The 15097-nt window shown below is 68.9% G+C and carries 11 protein-coding genes; 7 read left to right on the forward strand and 4 right to left on the reverse strand.

What is annotated here, in order from left to right; genetic code table 11:
- Positions 1-102 precede the first annotated feature (102 nt).
- On the reverse strand, positions 103-1344 hold the full coding sequence (locus tag LRS03_RS05895) for an NAD(P)H-dependent flavin oxidoreductase (protein ID WP_374685038.1): 1242 nt from the start codon (positions 1342-1344) through the stop codon (positions 103-105).
- Positions 1345-1648: 304 nt separating this feature from the next.
- On the opposite strand from LRS03_RS05895, the gene LRS03_RS05900 reads away from it, so the two are divergent.
- Positions 1649-2461, forward strand: a complete 813-nt coding sequence (locus LRS03_RS05900) for a helix-turn-helix domain-containing protein (RefSeq protein ID WP_257824462.1) — start codon at positions 1649-1651, stop codon at positions 2459-2461.
- Positions 2462-2470: 9 nt separating this feature from the next.
- On the opposite strand, the gene LRS03_RS05905 is transcribed toward LRS03_RS05900, so the two are convergent.
- A complete protein-coding gene (locus LRS03_RS05905) occupies positions 2471-8440 on the reverse strand; it encodes an AAA family ATPase (protein ID WP_257824463.1) in 5970 nt (1989 codons plus the stop codon).
- A 222-nt stretch (positions 8441-8662) separates the two neighbouring features.
- Between LRS03_RS05905 and LRS03_RS05910 the strand changes: the two genes are divergently transcribed.
- From LRS03_RS05910 to LRS03_RS05935, 6 genes are all read left to right on the forward strand, one after another.
- Positions 8663-9319: a TetR/AcrR family transcriptional regulator gene (locus LRS03_RS05910; RefSeq protein WP_257824464.1), complete on the forward strand. Its 657-nt coding sequence runs from the start codon at positions 8663-8665 to the stop codon at positions 9317-9319.
- Positions 9320-9477: 158 nt separating this feature from the next.
- Entirely contained in the window at positions 9478-10818 is a 1341-nt protein-coding gene (locus LRS03_RS05915; RefSeq protein ID WP_257824465.1) for an amidohydrolase family protein, read from the forward strand.
- Positions 10799-12022: a serine hydrolase domain-containing protein gene (locus LRS03_RS05920; RefSeq protein WP_257824466.1), complete on the forward strand. Its 1224-nt coding sequence runs from the start codon at positions 10799-10801 to the stop codon at positions 12020-12022. Before LRS03_RS05915 ends, LRS03_RS05920 begins: the two co-directional genes overlap by 20 nt.
- A 152-nt stretch (positions 12023-12174) precedes the next feature.
- On the forward strand, positions 12175-12597 hold the full coding sequence (locus tag LRS03_RS05925) for a universal stress protein (RefSeq protein WP_257824467.1): 423 nt from the start codon (positions 12175-12177) through the stop codon (positions 12595-12597).
- Positions 12598-12619: 22 nt separating this feature from the next.
- Positions 12620-13462, forward strand: coding sequence for a universal stress protein (locus LRS03_RS05930; protein WP_257824468.1), 843 nt, complete (start codon positions 12620-12622; stop codon positions 13460-13462).
- Between the two features lie 17 nt (positions 13463-13479).
- Positions 13480-14310 carry a universal stress protein gene (locus tag LRS03_RS05935; protein WP_257824469.1) on the forward strand — a complete coding sequence of 277 codons (831 nt, stop codon included), beginning with the start codon at positions 13480-13482 and terminating at the stop codon, positions 14308-14310.
- A gap of 10 nt (positions 14311-14320) precedes the next feature.
- Here the strand turns inward: LRS03_RS05935 and LRS03_RS05940 are convergent, their stop codons facing one another.
- Together LRS03_RS05940 and LRS03_RS05945 are read right to left on the reverse strand one after the other, a co-directional pair.
- Positions 14321-14575 (reverse strand): hypothetical protein, encoded by a 255-nt coding sequence (locus tag LRS03_RS05940; RefSeq protein ID WP_257824470.1) that lies wholly within the window; start codon positions 14573-14575, stop codon positions 14321-14323.
- Positions 14576-14627: 52 nt separating this feature from the next.
- Positions 14628-15053: a hypothetical protein gene (locus LRS03_RS05945; RefSeq protein WP_257824471.1), complete on the reverse strand. Its 426-nt coding sequence runs from the start codon at positions 15051-15053 to the stop codon at positions 14628-14630.
- Positions 15054-15097 lie beyond the last annotated feature (44 nt).

The raw sequence follows: 15097 nt of genomic DNA on the forward strand, positions 1-15097 counted from the left end.
GAGCATCCGGCGCCAGGCGCCGCACCTGTCAAGCCTTGCATGGGTAGGGGCATGCGGCGCGGTCGCGGCAGCCGCGGCGGCGCGGTGTTAGTTGCGTCGCGGTCAGGCGGCGGCCGGCAACGGGCTGAGCAGCCGCTCCAGCAGCTCGCGCACGCTGCGGATCTGCGCCCCGAAGGGCAGCGCCCCCACACCGCGGAAGAAGAGGCCCTTCTTCACGTCCCCACGCAGTGCCGCACCCAGCTGGTGGTCGATGCAGAACTGGCCCCAGCCGGGCAGCCCGTCGCGCAGCCCGCACTGCGCCAGGCAGTCGAAGGCCTTGGTGCAGCGCTTGCGCACATGGGCCACGGTCTGGAGACGGTCTTCGATCCTCAGATACGCGCGCAGCCAGGGTGTGCCGACGGCGCGCGCCGGCAGGCCGGCCACGCTCGTGAACTCGACCATGTCTTCGTCGCGCGCCTCTGCCAGCACACGCTTGAATTCGGGGTCGGCGTCGCACTCCTCGGTCACGGCGAACGGCGTGCCCAGCTGCACGCCGGCGGCGCCGAGCCGCTGCAGGCGGGCGATGTCATCGTGGCTGCGCACACCGCCGGCGGCGATGAGCGGCACCTCGCGCTCGAGGCCAGCCGAGCGCAGGAACTCCCGCGCCTGCGGCAGCACGTTCTCGAAGTCGAAGCGCGCGTCGTGGAGGTCGGCAATGCGCGCCGCGCCAAGGTGGCCGCCGGCCAGGCGCGGGTGCTCGATGACGATGGCATCGGGCATGCGCTTCTTGCGCTCCCACTTGCGCACGATGAGCTGCACGCCGCGGGCGTCGGACAGGATCGGGATCAGCGCCGCCCGCGGGTGGTCCTGTGCCAGGTCCGGCAGGTCGAGCGGCAAGCCGGCGCCGACCACCACCGCGTCGATGCCGCATTCGAGCGCGTGTCGTACCGAGGCCGCATATTCGCTCACCGCACGCATCACGTTGATTGCGACCATACCCTTGCCTCGCGCCGCCTCACGTGCGGCCCGGATCTCGCGCGACAGCGCTTCGAGGTTGGCGGCGTCGATGCAGGCCTTGGCTTCGGCCTCGTGGCCGATCTTCGCCGCCAGGCCCTGGGTTCGCGCCATCAGGTCGGGGTGATGGCGGCGCAGGTCGACCGACGAGATCGTCCCCACCCCGCCCCAACCCGCCACCGCGCCGGCCAGCCGGTGCGCCGAGATGCCCACGCCCATGCCGCCCTGCACCACCGGCAGCAGCTCGCGGCCGGCGAGCGTCATGGGAGCCAGGCCGCTGCGCAGCAGCAGCGGCGCGAGGGCGGGGTCGATGGAGGGCAGCGTGTGCGGCAGAGGTGAAGGCGCAGTCATGGCGGGCGAGGCTACCGGCGGCTGCCGCCATTCACCTTGCGGTGCATCAAAGGTGGTGTGCTGACGGCGTCTTCCGGCAGGTCAATACAAACCCCCCGGGGGAAAACGATAGGCAGGTCGTTCCAGAGAGCGCAAGAACATGCAATACATCAGTGCACGGGCGTCTGAAAATGGTTTTGTTTCCGACCGACAACTTTTTCTGGCGCCCGCGCCAACACGTGGTGTCTCCACCTTTCACGGGCGTCTTTTTATTCAGTTCAGCCAGCCGCAGACTGGCCACGACGGGAAGGCACCGAGCCTGAGCATGTCTACCCTTTTGAACCTCAGTTCCTGTCTGCTGACGCTGTCGAAGGATGGCTGGCTCTACATCTTCAGCCACGGCTTCCTGTTCGCCGGCGATGGCCTCGCCTACGAGTCGATGCGGCTGACGGCGTCGATCCTGCTGTCGCTGACGGGCGAGCCGTTCGAGATCGAAGTTGCCGGTGGCCGGCAGAGCGGGCAGGCCTTCCTGGTGCGCCCCGGCGTCTGGCGCTGCCTCGACGCGGCGCACACGCCCATCGTGAGCATCGGGTTGTGCCCCACGCACGAGGTCTTCCGTGCCTTCAGCACCAACCCCGAGCCGGTCGATGCCTGGCCGCTGCCCAGGGCGCTGTTCGCCGACTGCGACGAGCGTTTTCACGCTGCACGCGCCGGCCTCCTGACCCCGGGTGAAGCGTCGGCCACGGCGAGCCTCGTGATGGAGCGCACCCGCTGCACTCGCGTCGAGGCCCCGGCGCTCGACCCCCGCATCGAGCGCGTGCGCGAGCTGCTCGATGAAGCCCCCAACACCTCGATGAAACGCCTGGCCGACGAGGTCGACCTGTCGTACCACCGGCTGTCGCACCTCTTCTCGCAGCAGATGGGCATTACGCTGCGCATGTATGCCATCTCGCGCAAGCTCGACCTCGCCGCGATGATGGCCGGCCAGGGGCTCAACCTCACGCAGATCGCCGTCAGCTCCGGCTTCGCCGACTCGGCGCACTTCAGCCGCACCTGGATGCGCTCGATCGGCAGCCCGCCCTCGCAGATGCTGAGCAGCCAGCGGGTGGGTATCCGCTCGGCGTACGGGCCCGGCTAGAGCCTCCGCTCAGCTCCTGGCTGCCGCGAGCCGGCTGCGCAAGGCGTCGAACGACATCGCCGCGTGCAGCGAGGCGGCGTACTTGTCGGGCAGTGCGATCACCGTCTCGAAGGGGCGGAAGTCGGCGCTTTCCTTGTCTGGGTTCCGGTCGTCGAGGAAGCGGATCGAGATCGAGCCGCCCTCTTTCTCGAGGAACGCGCGCACCGCGTCCATGCCCACGCCTCGGCCCGACACCTCGGTCACCTGTTCGGCGGTCGAGAAGCCGGAGCGGAAGATGAGTTGAGCCACTTCCTCCGCGCTGGTGCTGGAGGCACGCGTGAGCAGGTTCTGCTCCATCGCCCGCTGGCGGATCTTGCCGAGCGCAAGGCCGCGGCCGTCGTCGCGCAGGTGGATCCACAGCTTGCCGTCGTCCACATGCAGGCGCAGGTCGATGCGGCCGGCCTCGGGCTTGCCGGCTTGCGCGCGCTGGGTGGGGGCTTCGATTCCGTGGTCGACCGAGTTGCGCAGCAGGTGGGTGAAGAGGTTCTTCAAGAGGCCGCTCGCCTGCGTGCGCACCATCAGGCCGTGGTCTTCGATGTGGACCTGCGGCGCCGCCTTGCCCAGCTCCTTGGCGAGCGACGGCAGCGAGTCGAGGGTGCCCGAGAGGATCTCCCCGATCGGCTGCGTGCCCAGCATGTGCAGCATGCTGCCCACGTGCTGTAGCGCGAGGCGCATCGCATTGGGGTCGCTGTGGTCCACGCCCATCAGCAACTGCAGCGTCTCGGCCACCGTGTCGCGCTCGACCATCAGGAACTTCTCGACCGCCGCACGTCGGCCCGGGCCCTTGCGGCCGAGCACCACGTCGTTCACGTGGGCGTACTGCTCGATGAGCTCGCCCACCTCGCGCAGCTCGCTCAAGAGCGTGCTTTGCTCCCACACCGCGTCGGCCTCCTTGCGCAGGTCGTCGTAGTGCTGCTCGGTCACATGCACCTGGTTCGTGAGGCCGAGGAAGCCATAGGTCCGCGCATTGCCTTTGATGGTGTGCATGTTGCGGAACAGCAGGTTGATCGCGTCCATCTGCTTGTCGGCGGTCTTCTCGATCAGCGCCTTGTTCTCGGCGATGAAGCCGCGCGCACTGTCGATGAACTCGTGGAACTTCTCCTGGCTCACCGCCAGGATCTCGCCGATCACCTGCAGCTCGCGCTTGCGGGCGCTGGCCTCGGCTTCCAGGCGCTTGAAACCGGTCACGTCGCGCACGCAGAGCATGAGCTTGTCGACGTGGCCCTCTTCGCCCACGATGGGCGACCAGCTGAGTGCCAGCGACTTCACACGGCCGTCGGCCAGCGTCTTGTCGAGTTCGGCCACCAGCAGGTGCGAGTTGAACTCGTAGTTCATCTCGTCTTCGCCGATCACCGAGGCGATGGCCGCGTCCACCTGCGAGAGCAGGTCGGCGCCGAGGCTGGTGTTCGTGAAGATCAGGTCCATCACCGACACGCCGGCGATGTCCTTCGTTTCGAAGATGGTTTCGAGGTACGCCGAGTACTCGGGGTGGATCACCCCGCCCGAGACCACCGTCAGCACGCCCTGCGGCATGTTCTGCAGCATCGCGTTGATGTCGTTGGTCTTCTGGCGCAGCTGGGCGGTGCGCTCGGCCACGCGCTTTTCCAGCGAGGCGTAGAGCAGCGCGTTGTCGAGCGACACGGACAGCTGGCCGGCGATCAGCGCCACCGAGTCGAGGCGGTCGCCGCTGAAGGCGTTGCGGCGCTGGCGGTTCTCGAGCACCAGCATCGCGTGCAGGTGGCCCTGCTTGACGATCGGCGAGAACATCATCGAGCACTGCTCGAGCTTCTGCGCGAAGGCGTCTTCCGAGAAGCGCTCGTCGCGCACCACGTCTTCGATCAGCAGCAGCTCACGCGTGCGCTCCGCGTAGCGGAAGGCCGACAGGGCCAGCTCGCCGGCCGCACCGGCTTCGTCCACCGTCTGCGGCTTCGCATCGCCCAGCGTGTGCGCCATCACCCAGTCGGTCGAACCTTCTTCCGGCCGCACGATCAGCTGCACGCCGGTCGCGCCGGTGATGGTGCCGAGCACCTTGCCGACGCGGTCGGTCAGCTTGGCGAGCACCGTCTCCGAAACCAGCGCCTGCGAGGCGCGCAGCACGGCCATCAGGTCGAGCATCTCGGCGCCGACGACCGCCGTGGTCTTGCCGGAGTCGCTGCGCGACAGGCCTTTGCCCGAGCGCAGGAAAGCATGCTGGCGGCGCAGCTCCTTCACCTTGCCGGCGGCGCCCCACGCGTCGTACAGCTCGCAGGCCGTGGCGAGGATGGGCTTGGCCGCTTCTTCCATGCCCTGCGACAGGCGGAAGAGCGCGGCGCGTTCATGGATCAGTGCCTTGTGCCACGGGCGCGGCACGTCCTTCGCGGCGGCCACGGCGGCATCGAAGGCAGCACCGGCCGTCCACACCGACTCCAGTGCCCAGGCGCGTTCGGCGTCGAGCCAGGCCGCGAGGTGGGCGAAGTTGGCCGGCGCATCGGCGGCGCGGGCCTTCACCCACGCCAGGGTCTGTTCGAGTTCTTCGACGAGCTTGGCCTTGTCGTCCTCGGCCGCACTGCGCAGCTGGTCGGCCAGCGAGAGCACGCGCAGCACGCGTGCCACGGCGCTCAGGTAGTAGCCGGGAGTGCGGGGGGCGAGCGCGACGGCCAGCGCGCTGTGCTTCGCCAAGGGCGCCATCTCACCGAACAGCGCTGCCCGGATCGTGGCCACCATGTGGTACGTCGCCGCCGTCGTGCCCGTCGGGTCGATCTTGGTGACGTAGTCGGCCTCGTCGAAGTGATCGTCGGTCAAGGCACCTGCCGAGCGCGTTTCACCGCGCAGCGCCAGCTGCAGCTGCAGGCGCGGCTGGTAGCGCTGCTGGAAGTCCAGGTTGCGCTGCGCCAGGGCGAAGTCGAGCCCGGCCTTCACCTCGGGCATGGCCAGGGCCAGCGTGGGCTGGCAGTCGAACGCCACGTCGCTTGCGACGTAGCTGAAGGCGACGAAGGGCTCGCGCATGCGCATCAGGTCGGCGCGTGCGCGGTGAAACTCGCCGAGGATCAGCTCAAGCGAATCGACCCAGTGCGCTGCCGAGATCGCGAAGATGCAACGCCCCAGCGCCTGGGCTTGGTCGAAGCCGCGCTTCTCGCACACCTCGATCACGTGGCGGCCCACCGCGTGCGCGCCGCGGAAGTCCTGCGGCGTGCCGACCAGCACGAAAGGCAGCGACGCGACCGAGCCGGCCAGCCGCGGGTGCGGGCCGTGCTCGACCCAGATCTTGTGGGCCATCAGCGTGAGCCAGGCCCATGTCGGCGGGTCGGCGAAGTAGGCGGGCGTGGTGGTCTCGGGCAGGCTCTGCGCCAGGGCCAGCTCGCGGCCGGTGTTGATCTCGGGGCGATCGAAATCGCGCAGGCGATCGTCTCCGCGGTACCAGCCGACCAGGCGCGCGATGCCGGCGCCCAGGTCCGGGCGGATGTCGGCCGGCTTGGGCATGTTGAGACGCGCCAGCAGGTCGAGGCCGGCCTGCATCGCGTCGACGAACTTGCTGCGTGCCACCAGGCTGTAGATCTGGTGGCGCAGCGCACCACTCAGCAGCTCCGGGGCGAAGCCGGCATCGAGCAGCGATCGGTAAACACCGTCGACGTCGCCGTGGCGGCCGAGTTCGAAGAGACATTGCAGCCGCTTGACGCTCAGCTCGAACACTCGTTGCTGCTCGTCGGCGCCGGCCACCAGCTTGAGCGACTGCAGCGCGGCGCACAGGTAACGCTCCGCGAGGTCGATCTGGCCACGGGCGCGCAAGGCGTCGCCTTCGTGCTCGAGCAACTCGGCGGCGCGGCGGCGTTCGCTGGCGTCGAGCTGGGCATCCGCGGTGAGGCCGGCGTGGAAATACTGAGTGGCCACCAGCGCCTCGGGGCGCTTGGCCGCGTCGAGCTTGCGCGCGAAGCCGAGGTGCAGCGCACGCCGGTCGGCCTCGGCAAGCGTTGCCAGGGCGGCCTCGCCCACGTTCGGCCGCGACAGTGCCGCCCCGGTGTCACCGTCGACCACGAGGCCGTCGTCGATGACCGCGGCCAGCGGCTTGCGCAGGCGCGCCTTGGTCAGGCCGGTGGCGGCGGCGAGGTCGCCCCAGTCGGCACGGCCACCGAGAGCGGCCAGCGCGTTGACCAGCTCGACGCTGGCCTTCGGGCAGGCGGCGATGCGCGCCTGCAGCTCGGCGGGGCCTGCGGCACCGACGTAGCGGCGCACGGCGTCGGCGTCCCATTCCCAGCGGCCGTCACCCAGGCTCAGCACGCTGTCGGCGCGCAGAGCGTTCAGCAGCGCGACGATGCGGCCCGGGCGGTGCTGGGTGTGGCGTGCAAGCGCCGTGGCGAGCGGCGCGGCCTCTTCGGCCGTCATGCGCAGCATGGCGGCGATCAGGCGCGCGGCAGCGTCGGGTGCGAGCGGCGCCAGGTTCAATTCGGTCGAGGCCTTCAGGCCGCCTGGCGTGGCCGGGCTCGCGCTCACCAGCAGCAAGCCGGGCATGGGTTCGCGGGCCGCTTCGTCGCACACGGCGGCCAGCAGCTTGAAGGTCAGCGACGGCGCATGCTGCAGGTCATCGGCCACCATCACCACGGGGCGCTCGGCGCTGGCGAGTGCGCGCAGCAGGCGCACGGCGGCATCGGCGATCGCGGTTTCGGCGGCATCGGCATCGCCTTCGGGCTCGGCCGCCGGGTGCTCGCCGAGCAGGGTCTGGAATTCAGGCAGCTGCGCCACGCCATAGCCGAGGCGACCATCGAGCGCGGCCAGCAGCTTCTCGCGCACCTGGCCGAGCTGCTCGGTTGGCAGCGCCACCAGCTGGCGGCCGAGGGCACTGAAGCCACCGAGCGCGTGGGTGCTGTCGGCGGCCGACGCGGCGCTGAAACGCCCACCCGCATACCAGGCACGGCGGGTCGCCGCGATGGCGCGCAACTCGTCGATCAGGGCCGACTTGCCGACGCCAGCTTCGCCCTTGATCCACAGCCAGGGCTTGCGGCCTTCGCGTGTGGCCTCCAGCGCGGCGCGCAGCAGGCCGATCTCTTCTTCGCGGCCCACGAGCGCGGCCGGCGACTTCAGCTCGGCGCCGAAGTCGAAGGCCCCCAGCTCGAACGCCTCGACCTTCTTCGCGGCGAGCCCGCGCTGCAGGCGCTGCAGGTCCTGTGCGAGGCCTTCGGCGCTCTGGTAACGCTTCTCGGGCTCCTTGGCGAGCAGGCGCATCACCATGTCGGACAGCACGGTCGGCACCTCGGCCACGAACGCGGTGGGCGCTTCGGGCATCTGCACCAGGTGCGCATGCACCAGCTCCAGCAGGTCTTCGGTCTCGAAGGGCTTGCGGCCGGTCAGCACCTGGTAGAGCGTGACGCCGAAGGAATAGAGGTCGGAGCGTGCATCGGGCGCGCGGCCGGTGCGGCCGGTGTGCTCGGGCGACATGTAGGCCCAGGTGCCGGCGATCTCGCCTTCGGCGGCGGCACTGCCGGTTGGCGCCTGGGCGCCTGCGAGCACGGAGATGTTGAAGTCGATCAGCGTCGGCGCCAGGGTCTCGGGGTGGATCAGCAGGTTGCCGGGGCCGATGTCCTTGTGCACCACGCCGGCCTTGTGCACGGCGGCGAGGATGCGCGCGGCGCCCAGCGCATAGGCCACCACCTGGTCGATGCCGAGGCGGTGCTCGCGCAGGAAATCGGCGAGCGCGATGCCGCCGTCATCGCGCAGCACCAGGGTGTCGGGGGCGGGCGTTTCCAGCACGACGGGCACGCCCGCCACGTGCGCCACGCGGCGCAGCATCGCCACTTCATGGCCCAGCCGCCGCACGGCCGGCGCACCGATGGCCTGCTTGACCACCACACGCTGCCCATCGGCCTGCGTGCGACGCATCACACAGGCCTGCTCGGTGCGGTAGAGCACGGTTTCGCTGGGCTGGGTGGCGGGCTCGCTCGCAGCGGCGGGCTTGTTCGGCTTCGTCATGGGGTGAACCTTGTCTGTGCAAACCTGGGCGAGAGCCTGCCCAGGGGATCGGCTTCGTTCGATATCGGCCGGCCGTGCAATCGATGAAGACGGGTAAGCCCTGAGCGGTCTGTCGCTTTGTTCACGAAACCAGGCCCTATGCTCGCGGCCAGCGCCATAGCTGCCCTTGTGCGAATGCCCGCTCGAACACCCCCCGCAGAACCCACCACCCGTGCGCGCCGGATGTCGCCCGAAGCGCGGCGCGAGCAGATCCTCGACAGCGCCGTCGCCTACATCGTCGAGCGCGGTCTGTCGACTTTCACGCTGGAAAACGTGGCCCAGCAGGCAGGGGTGAGCAAGCCGCTGGTCTACAAGTACTTCACCCGCCGCGAAGACATGCTGCGCGCGGTGCTGGAGCGCGAATACGTCTACCTCGGCCGGCACAAGCTCGACGTGCTGCCCGACGAGGTACCGATGGAGCCGCTGATCCGCGCCTCCAACCGCAATGCCTTCAACTACCTCTACGAGCGCGGCCCGATCATCCGGCTGCTGGCGGGCGACCGCAGCGTGGCCGAACTCGTGCACCAGCGCGAGCGCAACGAGCGCACCGCCGTCACCGAACACTTCATCAAGCGGCTGATGAAGACTTACGGGCTGCCGCAAGACGTGGCCTTCATCTGCACGGTGATGACGGTGAACGCGCCCATCCTCTCGTCGCGCGCGTTGAAGCGTGCCGGCATCAGCGCCGAGCGGGCCTCGCAGGTGTGGAGCGATTTCGTGGTCGGCGGCTGGCAGGCGCTGCATGCGCAGCAGCAGCGCAGCGGCAAGCCGGTGGTGGCCAAGGCCACGGCAGCGAAGACCAAGGCCGCCAAGCCGGCCGCCAAGCGCCGCAAAGCCTGAGGCGGCGTCCGCCGTCCCGGCATTCCCGCGAAAGCGGGAATCCGCGAGGGAATGCGCCCACAACCCTCCACTCTGCGGGTTGCCCCGGGCGCACGCTATTACACGATCGTTATACTAATTTCAGGCCCTGCACCACGCGGGGTGCAAGGAGACTCGTGATGACCTACGCCGCGAACCGCGTCTGCCACGACGCCGACAGCCACATCATGGAGACGGTCGACTGGATCGCCCGCCACACCGACCCGGAGCTCCGCGACAGGATGCCGCCGCTGAACCTGTCGAAGTCGGCGACCAACAGCTACGAGTTCATCCAGCAGGAAGTCGAGAAGCAGAAGGAGCGCGCCGCCCGCGGCGAGCAACCCAGCGACGTGGTGCATGGCCTGAAAGGCTGGCGCGCGCCGGGGGCCTTCGACGCCGCCGAGCGCAAGGCCGCGCTCGACGACCTGGGCTTCCATCGCCAACTGGTGTTCTCCACCTTCTCGGCCGGCCAGTACCTTCAACACGAGGACATGGACGTGCGCTACGGCGGCGTGCGGGCGCACAACCGCGCGATGGGCGAGTTCTGCGCCGGTGACGACCGGCTCATCGCCGTGGGCCAGCTCTCGCTTGCCGACCCGGTGCGCTGCGTCGAGGAGATGAAGGAAGGCGTGCGCCTGGGCTGCGGCGCGTTCTGGATCCCCGGCATGCCTGCCGGGAACAAGTCGCCCGGCCACCCTGATCTCGACATCGTCTGGCAGGCCTTCTGCGACCTGCGCGTGCCCTTCATGCTGCACGTGGGGCCCAACAGCAAGACCAAGATCCCCGAATACGAGAACAACGGGCTGCCGAAACCGAAAGACATCACCGGCGCCGAAGACGGCGAAAACCTGCGCGTGCGAGATTTCATGGTGCTGTCGATCGCGCCGCAGCAGTTCCTGACCGCGCTGGTGTTCGACGGGGTGTTCGAGCGCTTCCCCAAGCTCAGAGGTGGCGTGATCGAACTCGGTGCCGGCTGGGTGCCGGAGTTCCTGCGCATGCTCGACCTGTCGCAGCGCATCTTCAAGAAGGGCGACCCGACACTCGCCGCGATGCCGATGAAGCCCTCGGACTACATCCGCCGCGCGGTGAAGTTCACGCCCTTCCCCGGCGAAGACGTGGGCCGCATCATCCGCGACGCCGGGCCCGAAGCTCTTTCTCTTCTCGAGCGACTACCCGCACCCCGAGGGCACCAACGACCCGATCGGCCGCTTCGAGCGCACCTTCACCGACATCAGCGAGGACGCCAAGGAAATGTTCTACCGCACAAACTTCGAAAACATGATGGCGGTGCCCGCTTAGATGTTGACCCCCGCCGTCGGGCGGCGGCCCCCGAGGGGCTACCCGACCCGACCCGACCGGGAAACCCGGATCGGGCCGGGCCCGCGAACACCTCGGCGCACCCCCTGGCCGCTTTGCGGCCTGTCCCCTACCGGGGAACTCTTCTGTCAAGGATGACCCAGCATGTCTCAACACGGCCTTGATGCAGACCGCCTCAGTCTGATCACCGAGCACCTCAACAAGCACTACATCAAGACCGGCAAGCTCGTCGGCTGCCAGACGCTCGTGGCAAGGCACGGCAAGGTCGCCTACCAGAGCACGCTCGGCCAGATGGACCGCGAGCGCGACAAGCCGCTGCGCGACGACACCATCTTCCGCATCTACTCGATGACCAAGCCGATCACCTCGATCGCACTGATGCAGCTCTACGAGCAAGGCCACTTCCAGCTCAACGATGCGGTGTCACGCTACATCCCCGAGTGGAAGAAGCAGCGCGTGTGGGTCTCGGGCTCGGGCCCGACGATGCAGACCAAGGCACCTGACCGGCCGGTGAGCTTTCGCCACATGCTCAACCACAGCGGCGGCATCACTTATGGCGGCGGGCCGCTCGCCATTCCCGGCGCCACGCTGCACCCGGTCGACCAGGTCTACAGCGACCTTGGACTCACCCGCGGGGCAAGGCAAGACCTGGAGAGCTTCGTCAAGAAGCTCGGCCAGGTGCCGCTGCGCTACGAGCCGGGCGAGCGCTGGATGTATTCGTTCTCCACCGACGTCTGCGGCTACCTGGTGCAGGCCATCTCGGGCATGCCCTTCGAGGACTACCTGCAGAAGCACATCTTCGACCCGCTGGGCATGAAGGACACGGCATTCCACATCGCGCCCGAGAAGGTCGACCGCTTCGCCGCCAACTACGTGCGCCGCGAAGACAAGTCGCTGGCGGTGATGGACGACCCGCAGAACAGCTCCTACGCCAAGCCGCCGGTCTTCGTGTCGGGTGGCGGCGGCCTCGTCAGCACCATGACCGACTACCACCGCTTCTGCGAGATGCTGCGCCGCGGCGGCGAGCTCGACGGCGCCCGCATCATCGGCCCGCGCACGCTGCGCCTGATGACGCAGAACCATCTCGCCGGCGGCAAAGACCTCACGCAAGTGGCACTCGGCAATTTCTCCGAGACGGCCAACGAAGGCATCGGCTTCGGCCTGGGCTTCGCCACCACGATCAGCGAAGTGGCGGCCGGCAGCTATGGCCCCGGTGATTTCTATTGGGGCGGCATGGCCTCGACCATCTTCTGGGTCGACCCGGTCGAAGACCTGGTCGTGATCTTCATGACGCAGCTCGTGCCCTCAGGCACCTTCAACATCCGCGGCCAGCTGAAGAACCTCGTCTACTCCGCCATCGTCGACTGAGCCACCCCAAGGGTCACCTGACTGGCCACACGACGCGCGCCGCGACAGCGGCAGAATGGGACGCACCCGCACTTGACCCAGGTCAAGCCTGCGGGAGCACGCGGCTGTACTGTTCAGCCTGATGTCCAACACGTCACACGTGAGGCCCCACCATGAAAATCCTTCTGGCTGTCGACGGCAGTCCCTACACCAAGCGCATGCTGAGCTACCTGGCGGCGCACCCTGAGCTGATCGGCCCGTCCGGTGAGTTCACCGTGCTCACGGTGGTGACGCCGGTGCCGCCCCACGTCACCGGCTACATCGACCGCAGCTCGCTGCAGACTTACTACGACGACCAGGCGGAAGAAGTGCTGAAGACCGTGCGTCCGGTGGCGGCCGAGCAGAAGTGGAAGCCCAACTACCTGATCAAGGTGGGCCATGCGGCCGACACCATCGCCGCCACCGCCAAGGAAGGCCAATACGAGCTCGTGATGATGGGCTCGCACGGCCAGTCGCCGCTCAGCTCGCTCGTCATGGGCTCGGTGACGGCGCGTGTGCTGGCGCACTGCACGACGCCGGTGCTCATCGTGCGCTGACCCCACCTGCGAGGAGCCTGCCATGAGCCCGATCAAACACATCCTGGTCCACCTCGACGCCTCGCCGCGCTGCGCGGTGCGGCTGCAGGTGGCGCGCCAACTCGCGTTGGCCCACGAGGCGCGCGTCACCGGGCTCTTTGCCGTGACGTCGAGCTTTGTGGAGATGCCGTTCACCGCCGCCGAAAGCTCGCAGGCCGGCGCCTTCGTGCTCAAGCTCGATGCCGAGCGCCGCGAGCGGGCGCTGTCGCAGTTCGATCGGGCGGTCAAGGGCGAAGGCCCGCACGTCGACTGGCGCGAGCTGGGCACCGAGCCGCCCGCCTGGGGCACGGCGCAGGCGGCCTACTGCGCCGACCTGGTGGTGCTCGGCCAGCACGAGGCAGGCGCGCCCTATTCGCGCGACGTGCCGGCCGACTTCGTCGAGTCGGTGGTGATCGACAGCGGCAAGCCAGCACTCGTTGTGCCCTACACCGGCGACGTGGGCCTCGTCGGCCAGAACATCCTCGTCGCCTGGAATGCCAGCCGCGAGTCGGCCCGTGCCCTGTCGGCAGCACTGCCATTGCTCGCGCGGGCCAAGGTCGTGCACGTGGTGAGCTGGAACGACCCCCAAGGCGCAGCCCAGGCCGCCGCCGACCGTGCGCTGCTCGAGCAATACCTTGCCTGCCACGGCATCAGCGCCACCCTGCACTGGTATGGCGACGGCCCCGGACAGGCTGGCGAGCGGCTGCTGTCGCTCACCACCGACCTCGGCAGCGACTTGCTGGTGATGGGCTGCTACGGCCACAGCCGTGCCCGCGAGCTGGTGCTCGGCGGCGCGACGCGCACCGTGCTGCGCTCGATGACGGTGCCGGTGCTGCTCGCTCACTGACGCAGGGCCCGGGCGCGATGCGCAGCCTGCTCGTCCACCTCGACGCCTCGCCGGCCTGCGCGGTGCGCCTGCGGGTGGCGCGGCAGCTGGCGGTGCGCCATCGTGCCCGCGTGAATGCCTTGTTTGCGGTGACGGTCGGCAGTGCCGAGCTGCCGTCATCGTTTTCGGCCAACGTGCTGGCCGATGCGGCCCGCTTCGGCGACATCGACGGCCGCCGCCACGCCCGCGCGGCGGTCGACAAGATGGTCTCGCTGGGTGGCCCACCCGTCCACTGGTCGGAAACGACCACCGAGTCGCCGCTTGCCGCCCTCACCCACCAGGCGCTTTTTGCCGACCTGCTGGTGCTCGGCAAGCGGGCCACCAGCGGCGACCACACCGAGCAGCTGCCGGCCAACTTTGCCGAAACCGTGGTGGTGCACAGCGGCAAGCCCGCGCTCGTCGTGCCCGACGAGATGGCCACCGGCGAACCCGGGCAGCGCATCGTGATCGCCTGGAAACCCTCGCGCGAATCGGCCCGTGCAGTGGCTGCCGCCCTGCCGCTGCTGCAGGCCGCCGCCGAAGTGCACGTGCTCCAGTGGGACGAACCGCACGACCGCCGGGAGCGCGCGGCCTCGGCTTTCACTCTCGACACGCTGCTGCAGGCACACGGCGTCACCCCACAGCTGCATGCGCTCGGCCGGGCGCCGTCGCGCATCGGCGAAGCCATCCTGGCGCAGACGCACGCGCTCTGCGCCGACCTGCTGGTGATGGGCTGCTACGGCCACAGCCGCGCCCGCGAACTGGTGCTCGGCGGCGCCTCGCGCTCCGTGCTGAAGCAGGTGCCGCTGCCGGTGCTAGTAGCGCACTGAATGCGCGTGCTCAGGCGCCCTGCTGCTCCGAAGCGTCGTCAGCCTTCTTCGCGCCGCGCAGGTTCAGCACGAAAAGGCCCACCTGCAAAGCGATCAGCGCATAGGCCTGCGCATGCCAGCCCCACACCACCCACAGCACATTGCTCGCGATGAAGCACCAGAAACCGATGGCGCGCCGGCGTGCGCTGCGCGAGGCCACCAGCCACGAGGCGAGCAAGGTCACGACCATGGCCGGCCATTGCACGGCGTTGAAAAGTTCGTCCATGACCCACGGCCCGGCAAGATCGGTGCCGAGGGGCCGCGGTGTCGTCGGCGCTTCAGTTGCGCGTCGAGCTGAACTGCAGCACCCGGCGCTGGTCTTCGCTCAGCCAGCAGGCATAGGGCTGCTGGCCGGAGAACACGCCGTACTGCGTCTTGGCATCGATCGCGAGGTCGTAGCGGTGGGTGGCGATCGGCTTGCCGGCGTACTGGATGACCTCGCTGCGCCGCTCGCCGATCGGCTGGATGCGTGCGGTTTCGGGCTCGGGCGAGCGCACCATCTTGCGCGCCGCCGCGGCGCACAGCTCGTAACCGGTGACACCCGCCGCCGCATCGGGCGCCGCCGACGGGGCGGTCGACTTGGCCACCGCGTCGGGGGCGCAGGGCGTCTGGCTGAAGGTGTTGCCGCACTTGTACATCTGCGCCGACACAAGACCGGCATGGCCGGCGATGGCAAGCGCCACGAGCAAGGTTCGTGCGTTCATGTCGATGATGTCTCCGTGCAGATGTCTGGTCAGTCGGTGCGGAC

It is taken from the genome of Rhizobacter sp. J219 (assembly GCF_024700055.1).
In the GTDB taxonomy this organism is placed as follows: Bacteria; Pseudomonadota; Gammaproteobacteria; order Burkholderiales; family Burkholderiaceae_C; genus Rhizobacter.

Coding starts and splice junctions, on each gene's coding strand:
- LRS03_RS05920 (WP_257824466.1), top strand. CDS start 10,799: ATGTCTCAACACGGCCTTGATGCAGACCGCCTCAGTCTGATCACCGAG.
- LRS03_RS05930 (WP_257824468.1), top strand. CDS start 12,620: ATGAGCCCGATCAAACACATCCTGGTCCACCTCGACGCCTCGCCGCGC.
- LRS03_RS05910 (WP_257824464.1), top strand. CDS start 8,663: ATGTCGCCCGAAGCGCGGCGCGAGCAGATCCTCGACAGCGCCGTCGCC.
- LRS03_RS05935 (WP_257824469.1), top strand. CDS start 13,480: ATGCGCAGCCTGCTCGTCCACCTCGACGCCTCGCCGGCCTGCGCGGTG.
- LRS03_RS05925 (WP_257824467.1), top strand. CDS start 12,175: ATGAAAATCCTTCTGGCTGTCGACGGCAGTCCCTACACCAAGCGCATG.
- LRS03_RS05945 (WP_257824471.1), bottom strand. CDS start 15,053: ATGAACGCACGAACCTTGCTCGTGGCGCTTGCCATCGCCGGCCATGCC.
- LRS03_RS05895 (WP_374685038.1), bottom strand. CDS start 1,344: ATGACTGCGCCTTCACCTCTGCCGCACACGCTGCCCTCCATCGACCCC.
- LRS03_RS05940 (WP_257824470.1), bottom strand. CDS start 14,575: ATGGACGAACTTTTCAACGCCGTGCAATGGCCGGCCATGGTCGTGACC.
- LRS03_RS05905 (WP_257824463.1), bottom strand. CDS start 8,440: ATGACGAAGCCGAACAAGCCCGCCGCTGCGAGCGAGCCCGCCACCCAG.
- LRS03_RS05900 (WP_257824462.1), top strand. CDS start 1,649: ATGTCTACCCTTTTGAACCTCAGTTCCTGTCTGCTGACGCTGTCGAAG.
- LRS03_RS05915 (WP_257824465.1), top strand. CDS start 9,478: ATGACCTACGCCGCGAACCGCGTCTGCCACGACGCCGACAGCCACATC.